Genomic DNA, 6372 nt, shown 5'->3' with positions numbered 1-6372 from the left:
GTATGAACTCGCCAAGTCTCTTGATTAACCAGACTTGTGATCAAGAGACAGCCCACTAAGGCGCCTTTTTCGTTCTTCGCTGCTGTCATTTACTTACTGTTATTGGATAGTAAGCGAGTGACAATCTTGATTACTGCTCTTGCTCGCGCGCAATCGCACGGTAACCAATGTCATTGCGGTGGAACATACCATTCCAGCTCACTTGCTTCGTTAACGCGTATGCGCGCTCCTGAGCTTCAGAAACCGTGTTACCCAGCGCTGTTGCACAAAGTACACGACCACCGTTTGTCACCACGTCGCCAGCTTCGTTATTTGCAGTACCTGCGTGGAAAACCTTTTGGCCTTCAACTTCGCTTGTTGGTAGTGAAATTACGTCACCTTTTGCGTAGTCAGCAGGGTAGCCGCCAGCCGCAAGAACAACACCAATTGAAGCACGTGGATCCCACTTAGATTCTGCTTCGTCTAGTTTCTCGTCGATAGCCATTAGGCAAAGCTCAACAAGGTCTGACTCCATGCGCATCATGATAGGTTGTGTTTCTGGATCGCCGAAGCGGCAGTTGTATTCGATAACTTTCGGAGTGCCGTCAGCATCGATCATTAGACCAGCGTAAAGGAAACCAGTGTAAGGTGCGCCTTCTGCGTCCATGCCACGTACCGTTGGGTAGATAACTTCTTCAAGGATACGGTTGTGGATTTCAGGTGTTACTACAGGAGCTGGAGAATAAGCACCCATGCCGCCCGTGTTAGGGCCAGTGTCTTTGTCGCCAACACGTTTGTGGTCTTGGCTGGTGGCCATAGGTAGAACGCTAGAGCCGTCAACCATTACTATGAAGCTTGCTTCTTCGCCTTCAAGGAACTCTTCGATAACCACGCGGCTGCCTGCTTCGCCAAATGCGTTGCCTGCTAGCATATCTTTGATTGCGTCTTCTGCTTCTTCAAGAGTCATCGCGACGATAACGCCTTTACCAGCCGCAAGGCCGTCAGCTTTAACTACGATTGGTGCACCTTGCTCACGAACGTAAGCGATAGCTGGCTCAATCTCAGTGAAGTTCGCGTAAGAACCTGTTGGGATGTCGTGACGAGCTAGGAAGTCTTTAGTGAATGCTTTAGAGCCTTCCAGCTGTGCTGCCGCTTGAGTTGGACCAAAGATAGGCAGACCTACTTCGCGGAACGCGTCAACCACACCAATAACCAATGGCGCTTCAGGGCCAACGATAGTCAGTTCGATTTTTTTCTCTTGAGCAAACGCCACTAAACCAGCGATGTCTTCAACGCCGATGTTTACGTTTTCAAGTTTTGGCTCAAGTGCAGTACCTGCGTTACCTGGAGCGATGAATACTGTTTCAACGTTTGGGTTTTGTGCTGCTTTCCAACCTAGTGCATGCTCACGACCACCGGCACCAATAATCAATACATTCATGTTTTAAACCTTCAATCAAAATTGATAGTAGTAGAACTAGAAAATGTCTGAGCAACACTAAATGATAGTGTTGCTCATCTCGGAGCGCAGCGTTCTCGTTTCCCGTAGCGAAGCGCTCTCGTATCTTTTCTTTCTAGTGGCGGAAGTGACGCATGCCCGTAAAGATCATCGCCATGCCGTGCTCGTCTGCTGCTGCGATAACTTCGTCATCACGCATAGAGCCGCCTGGTTGGATAACACATTTGATGCCCGCTTCTGCCGCCGCGTCGATACCGTCACGGAATGGGAAGAATGCATCTGATGCCATCACACAACCTTCAACCTGTAGACCTTCGTCTGCAGCTTTGATGCCAGCGATTTTCGCAGAGTAAACACGGCTCATTTGGCCTGCGCCCACACCGATAGTCATGTCGCCTTTCGAGTAAACGATCGCGTTAGATTTCACGTACTTCGCTACTTTCCAGCAGAATAGGGCATCTTTTAGCTCTTCAGCGGTTGGTTGACGCTTAGAAACCACTTTAAGGTCATCTTCAGACACCATGCCTTGGTCGCGGTCTTGAACCAGTAGGCCGCCGTTAACGCGTTTCACGTCAAAGCCAGTCGTCTTAGTTGTCCACTCACCACACTCAAGTAGGCGAAGGTTTTTCTTAGCCGCTACGATTTCTACTGCTTCAGCAGAAACAGAAGGAGCAATGATAACTTCAACGAATTGACGCTCAGTAATAGCGGTTGCTGTTGCTGCGTCTAGCTCACGGTTGAATGCGATGATGCCACCAAATGCAGACGTTGGGTCTGTTTTGAATGCACGGTCATAAGCTTCTAGGATGTCTTCACCTAGTGCTACGCCACATGGGTTAGCGTGCTTAACGATGACACATGCTGGTTCGTCGAACTCTTTCACACACTCAAGTGCTGCGTCAGTGTCGGCGATGTTGTTGTAAGAAAGCGCTTTGCCTTGGATTTGGCGAGCAGTAGAAACTGATGCTTCTTCAGGGTTTGCTTCAACGTAGAATGCTGCTGCTTGGTGGCTGTTCTCACCGTAGCGCATGTCTTGTTTTTTCTCGAACTGTTGGTTGAACGTGCGAGGGAATTTGCTCTCTTCGTCGCCTTCTTTGTTCTCGCCGTAAGATGGAACCATAGTGCCGAAGTAGTTAGCGATCATGCCGTCGTAAGAAGCTGTGTGTTCGAATGCTGCGATAGCTAGGTCGAAACGAGTTTCTAGTGTTAGAGACTTCTCGTTCGCGTCCATTTCAGCGATAACGCGGTCGTAGTCGTGAGCGTTAACAACGATAGTTACGTCTTTGTGGTTTTTCGCTGCAGAGCGAACCATTGTTGGACCACCGATGTCGATGTTCTCAACGGCATCAGCAAGCGTGCAGCCTTCTTTAGCAACGGTTTCTGCGAATGGGTATAGGTTTACAACAACCATATCGATAGGGTTGATACCGTGAGTTTCCATCACGTCATCGTCTTGGCCGCGACGGCCTAGGACACCACCATGAACTTTTGGATGCAGAGTCTTAACACGGCCGTCCATCATTTCTGGGAAACCAGTGTAGTCAGATACTTCTGTAACAGAGATGCCTTTTTCAGCAAGCAGGCGAGCAGTGCCACCGGTAGATAGGATATCTACACCACGGTTAGCAAGAGCTTGTGCAAATTCAACGATACCAGTTTTGTCTGATACGCTGATTAGAGCGCGGCGAATTGGACGAGCGTTATTCATGCTTCCATCTTCCTCAAATTCATGGGGTTAAAATAAAGATATTTGCCAAAAAAGAACTTGTTTCTATCTTCTCAACGTGGATTATTTTAGATTCCAGTAAGAGATAAAATATTGGCCAGTTTTGGTAAAGACCTTTGAGGTTAGTCTTACGATTAAGCTATAAGATAACCAACTCCAAATTTGATGGCGCAGATTCTAACTAATTTATTACAAAAAAGCTCGCGCAATCGTTTGGCATCTTAAAAATAATTATGAAAAGTGCCATTTCAGCCTAAAAAGTAACGATAAGGTTAATTGTGAAATGGATGAAGGAATAGGAAAAAACATGTTTCAGATCGGTGAATTAGCGAAACGATGCGGTGTGACAGCCGATACCTTGCGCTTCTACGAAAAAAATAATTTGATTGCACCAGCGAGCCGTAGTGAATCGGGTTATCGCCTATATGATGAAAATAACCAAAAACAGGTGACCTTTATCCTCAAATCCAAAGAGTTGGGGCTGAGTTTAGATGAGATTAAAGAATTGCTCGAGATTCGCCTAGAAGCAACACAACATAGTTGTGCTGAAGTGAAGTCCATCACCACTGCCAAGTTGGAGATGATCGATGAGAAGATTACTGAATTAACCAAGATTCGCACCGCGCTTAAAAAGATTAACGATGCGTGTTGTGGCCATATAGACGACGATGCTAGCCATTGTTCAATTCTGGCAGCGTTAGACTCAGCTAATGTTGAAAAAGGGCGCTGCTGCAGCTAATAGGCGCTCTGGTAAATGGGTAACCTATCCATTATTACCCATTTCTCCGTTCTCTAATCTACAAGCCAAAAAAAAGCCAAACTCAATCAATGAGCTTGGCTTTCAATTCAATTAATTACGAAAGAACGATTAGTTCATGCCGTATTTTTTAAGTTTCTTGCGAAGAGTACCGCGGTTGATACCCATCATAGTTGCTGCGCGAGTTTGGTTACCGCGAGTGTACTGCATGATGGTGTCTAGTAGTGGCTGTTCAACTTCAGCTAATACTAGTTCGTATAACTCGCTGACTTCTTGACCGTTTAATTGAGCAAGGTAGTTTTTCAATGATGCTTTCACTGAATCACGTAGTGGTTTCTGCGTGATTTGGTCTTGTGATGTTACTGTAGTCACTGTCAATGCTTCTGAAGTCAGATTTTGTTCGAACATATTCGGTCTAGCTCTTCTCGTAATTATGGTGCAACGTTATCAAAATAACCTTCTAGCGCCTCAAGCTGCAGATCACCTGCTTCGAGTGCGTTGAAGGTACGGCGAAACTCACTCGCTTGTTCATGCTCTTTTAGGTACCAACCCACATGCTTACGAGCGATGCGAGGGCCTAAAAACTCTCCATAAAATTCATGTAGAGCGTGAACATGGCCAAGCATGATGTCTTTCACTTCCGAAACCGGGAGTGGATCCATCGTGGTGCCGTTTTCCAAATAGTGTAGGATTTCGTTAAAAATCCATGGACGACCTTGGGCAGGACGACCAATCATCAAAGCGTCAGCGCCGGTGTACTCCAGCACAAACTTAGCTTTTTCCGGGCTATCGATATCACCGTTAGCAATAACCGGAATAGATACAGCTTGTTTCGCCGCTTTAATGTGTTTGTATTCTGCCTCACCTTTGTACATACAAGCGCGAGTTCTCCCGTGAAGGGCAAGTGCCTGTATGCCGCAGTCTTCGGCTATTTTAGCGATTTGGACACAGTTTCTGTTATCTGTATCCCAGCCTGTACGAGTCTTTAACGTTACTGGAACGTCGACTGCGTTTACCACAGCTTTCAAGATCTCTTCAATGAGGTCTGGATACTGAAGTAGGGCAGAGCCCGCAAGCTTCTTATTCACTTTTTTGGCTGGACAACCCATATTGATATCGATGATTTGCGCACCGTTATCGACATTGAATTGCGCAGCCTCGGCCATAAGCTGTGGATCTGCACCAGCGATTTGTACTGAACGAATGCCCGATTCGCCTTCATGTACCATACGCTGCTGAGACTTCGACGTTTTCCAAACCTTTGGATTGGAGGACATCATTTCACTGACTGCCATCCCCGCACCGTAGCGAAGACACAACTCACGGAATGGTCTATCCGTTACGCCAGCCATTGGAGCGACGATTAGATTGTTCTTAAGTTGATAATTTCCGATTTTCAAAACGTCATCACAGTTCTGTACCAGCAAGGGCGCGCATTTTACGCATTTTTTCGCTGCGTGAAAAGACTAATATTTGAGCATTTACAATTTGTTTTTGTAATTTGCATAAAATTCAATCAATTAGCGCCCAAAGTCTTGTCTAGCCTTGCTTGCGACCAGAGATTCGACACCACTCTTGCTGCTCGATAATCGGATCAATGTGAAGCTCATCACGATAATAAGTCGCAACATCTTCCGCTTGTGTATCTAAAACACCCGACATCGCAAGCACACCATTTGGCTTAACTAGGCCTTTGATGATGCCTGAAAGATCGCGCAGTGGACCGGCAAGAATGTTGGCAACAACAACGTCTGCTAGTAAACCTTCAGGCTGATCTTGTGGCAAGAACACCTCAAGTTGCTCAGCAACGCCATTGCGCTCTGCGTTGTCTTTTGATGCAAGTAGTGCTTGAGGATCAATGTCGATCCCGATAACTTTTGCTGCGCCTAGTTTGATCGCTGCGATCGCTAGGATGCCTGAGCCACAACCGAAGTCGATTACGGTTTTGCCTGAAAGATCTAATCCTTCAAGCCACTCAAGACACAATGCTGTTGTTGGGTGAGTACCAGTACCGAATGCAAGGCCAGGGTCTAGCATTACGTTTACCGCGTCAGGTTCAGGGATATCGCGCCAGCTTGGGCAGATCCATAAACGCTCACCAAACTTCATTGGGTGGAAGTTGTCCATCCATTCACGTTCCCAATCCTTGTCTTCAATTTGCTCAACTTTATGAGCAAAGTCTGCAGGGAACATGTTGCTTGCTTTAATCTGCGCTAGAACGACACCTGTATCAATCTCAGCGTCGTAAAGCGCAAGAATGTCAGTGTCACCCCAAAGGCGAGTTTCACCCGGCAGAGGCTCAAATACAGGGGTATCTTGTGCATCCAGGAAAGTTACAGAAAGAGCACCAGTCTCTTCCATTAACATGTCGCCAATTTGTTCGGCATTTTCATTGGTAGCATTAAGCTTGATTTGAATCCAAGGCATGGCTGAATCTTCTATATGAGAAAA

6 protein-coding genes are annotated in these 6372 nt (G+C 46.5%); 1 reads left to right on the top strand and 5 read right to left on the bottom strand.

The features are described 5' to 3' along the window. Window positions 1-130: 130 nt before the first annotated feature. Window positions 131-1420 carry a phosphoribosylamine--glycine ligase gene (gene purD / locus JC606_RS16930; protein WP_061033581.1) on the bottom strand — a complete coding sequence of 430 codons (1290 nt, stop codon included), beginning with the start codon at window positions 1418-1420 and terminating at the stop codon, window positions 131-133. A gap of 133 nt (window positions 1421-1553) precedes the next feature. After that, complete coding sequence (purH, locus tag JC606_RS16925) at window positions 1554-3146, bottom strand: bifunctional phosphoribosylaminoimidazolecarboxamide formyltransferase/IMP cyclohydrolase (RefSeq protein WP_004737088.1); 1593 nt, start codon at window positions 3144-3146, stop codon at window positions 1554-1556. A 325-nt stretch (window positions 3147-3471) separates the two neighbouring features. Between purH and zntR the strand changes: the two genes are divergently transcribed. After that, window positions 3472-3903 (top strand): Zn(2+)-responsive transcriptional regulator, encoded by a 432-nt coding sequence (zntR, locus tag JC606_RS16920; RefSeq protein ID WP_008219537.1) that lies wholly within the window; start codon window positions 3472-3474, stop codon window positions 3901-3903. A gap of 129 nt (window positions 3904-4032) precedes the next feature. Here zntR and fis read toward each other — a convergent pair whose 3' ends face one another. The 3 genes from fis to prmA all read right to left on the bottom strand — a co-directional run bounded on the left by fis (window position 4033) and on the right by prmA (window position 6348). Further along, window positions 4033-4329: a DNA-binding transcriptional regulator Fis gene (gene fis, locus JC606_RS16915; protein ID WP_004729744.1), complete on the bottom strand. Its 297-nt coding sequence runs from the start codon at window positions 4327-4329 to the stop codon at window positions 4033-4035. A 23-nt stretch (window positions 4330-4352) separates the two neighbouring features. Then, window positions 4353-5321 carry a tRNA dihydrouridine synthase DusB gene (dusB, locus tag JC606_RS16910; RefSeq protein WP_008219544.1) on the bottom strand — a complete coding sequence of 323 codons (969 nt, stop codon included), beginning with the start codon at window positions 5319-5321 and terminating at the stop codon, window positions 4353-4355. Window positions 5322-5460: 139 nt separating this feature from the next. Further along, window positions 5461-6348, bottom strand: coding sequence for a 50S ribosomal protein L11 methyltransferase (gene prmA, locus JC606_RS16905; RefSeq protein WP_137406933.1), 888 nt, complete (start codon window positions 6346-6348; stop codon window positions 5461-5463). Window positions 6349-6372: the final 24 nt, after the last annotated feature.

This window comes from Vibrio sp. IB15, from assembly GCF_016406055.1.
GTDB classification, from domain to species: domain Bacteria; phylum Pseudomonadota; class Gammaproteobacteria; order Enterobacterales; family Vibrionaceae; genus Vibrio; species Vibrio chagasii.
This window is presented reverse-complemented; position numbering and strand designations above follow the sequence as displayed.

Coding starts and splice junctions, on each gene's coding strand:
- purD (WP_061033581.1), bottom strand. CDS start 1,420: ATGAATGTATTGATTATTGGTGCCGGTGGTCGTGAGCATGCACTAGGT.
- purH (WP_004737088.1), bottom strand. CDS start 3,146: ATGAATAACGCTCGTCCAATTCGCCGCGCTCTAATCAGCGTATCAGAC.
- zntR (WP_008219537.1), top strand. CDS start 3,472: ATGTTTCAGATCGGTGAATTAGCGAAACGATGCGGTGTGACAGCCGAT.
- fis (WP_004729744.1), bottom strand. CDS start 4,329: ATGTTCGAACAAAATCTGACTTCAGAAGCATTGACAGTGACTACAGTA.
- prmA (WP_137406933.1), bottom strand. CDS start 6,348: ATGCCTTGGATTCAAATCAAGCTTAATGCTACCAATGAAAATGCCGAA.